2 protein-coding genes are annotated in these 1,700 nt (G+C 29.8%); both read left to right on the top strand.

The window, feature by feature from the left end; all coding sequences use genetic code 11:
- Nucleotides 1-1,050, top strand: a 1,050-nt coding sequence (locus I6E24_RS16170) for a tyrosine-type recombinase/integrase (RefSeq protein ID WP_262911945.1), incomplete at its 5' end; no start/stop codon positions are given.
- A gap of 367 nt (nt 1,051-1,417) precedes the next feature.
- Nucleotides 1,418-1,700, top strand: a 283-nt coding sequence (locus I6E24_RS16165) for a transcription termination/antitermination NusG family protein (protein WP_317218745.1), incomplete at its 3' end; no start/stop codon positions are given.

The following is a 1,700-nucleotide window of genomic DNA, read 5'->3' as shown; positions in this document are numbered from 1 at the left end:
ATAATAATACCAGATAATGATCATTCACGATATGAGCATCTCAATTCAATAATATATAATATAAAATGCAGAATGAAGCATTATTATTATATATTAGATTTATATAAAAACAGAGAATATACGATTGAAGAAATTATCAAAGCATTCCAAGGTGAAACAGCAGATGGCAAAGGAGTATTTGAATATTTACGTAATCAAGTGCATAGACTTAAACAGTTAGGCAGACAACGATGCAGTGAAACAATGGAATCAACTCTACGAAGCTTTATGAAATTTAGAGGTGGGATTGATTTAAGTTTATCAAATCTTTCTGCTAATATTTTTGAACAATATGAAGCTTATCTTAAAGGTAAAGGAGTAACGCGAAATACAAGTTCTTTTTATATGCGCAACTTTCGAACAGCCTATAAATTAGCCGTAGAAGAGGGATTAACAAATGATAATCAACCATTTCGTAAAGTTTATACCGGGATAGACAAAACACTAAAACGAGCAATAACAATAGATGATATACGTCGAATTAAATCATTAGATTTAAATAGTCGTCCACCGCTGGATTATGCTAAAGACATGCTACTTTTCAGTTTTTACATGAGAGGTATGAGTTTCGTTGATATGGCATACTTACGAAAAAAAGACTTAGTAAATGGTTATATTAGTTATAGACGTAAAAAAACAGGACAACATCTTACAATTGAAATAACTAATGAGGCACAATGTATTATCTCTAAATATATAAATACGACACAATATGTATTACCTATCATAACTACAGAAGATATAGATGCTCGTAAACAATATATCACCCAATTAATTCGAGTAAATAGACACTTAAAAGTTATCGGTAAAATGGTAAACCTACCTATTCCGTTATCTACTTATGTTGTACGACATGCATGGGCTACAATAGCTAGAGACAAAGGAATAAATATTTCAATAATAAGTGAAGGACTAGGGCACAACAATGAAATGACCACTCGCATTTATCTCGATTCGATACGAGCTTCAAAAGTAGATGAAGCCAACCGCTCCATTTTAGATGAACTCTAAATCCTTATAAATACAAAAAGGATATGTTTATCAATAATGATTATCTCTATTGCAGAGATAATAAATCCCATGCAAATATAAAAAATTTTTTTTGTAACCCGAAGTTTTTAGTTACAAAAATATAAATCTTCTATAGTTTTATATGAAAATCCATATATCTTTCTTAATAAATAGTTTTATAAACCTTTTATTTGCTCATTTTTATAATATTATTCAATATAGAATATTTCATAATCTTACAAAGTTTATCATTTTCTATAAGATCTGATAGATAACCCATTGTTTCATAACTGTTTATCAATAATGCATATCTCTGCAATAGAGATAATCTGTGATTAATTTGAATATCTAATTCATTTTAAAGCAAATGAATTCTAACAGTAAATCCAACGGATTTGGGAACGGTTCTTTATTAACTGGTCCTCATAATGATTCGTTAGTCAATGGGACTAACGACCGCGAAGCGTGTCCAAAACGTTGGATTGCAGTTCTAGTTAAAATGAATACAGAGAAAAAAGTAGGTGAACAATTAAATAAATTAAACATTGAAAATTACGTCCCAACTCAAATCGAAATACACCAATGGAGTGATAGGAAAAAAAAAGTCAACAGAATTGTGATTCCAATGGTGGTGTTTGTATATCTAAGTG

The sequence above is a fragment of the Bacteroides caecigallinarum genome (assembly GCF_021530995.1).
GTDB classification, from domain to species: Bacteria; Bacteroidota; Bacteroidia; order Bacteroidales; family Bacteroidaceae; genus Phocaeicola; species Phocaeicola faecigallinarum.
This window is presented reverse-complemented; position numbering and strand designations above follow the sequence as displayed.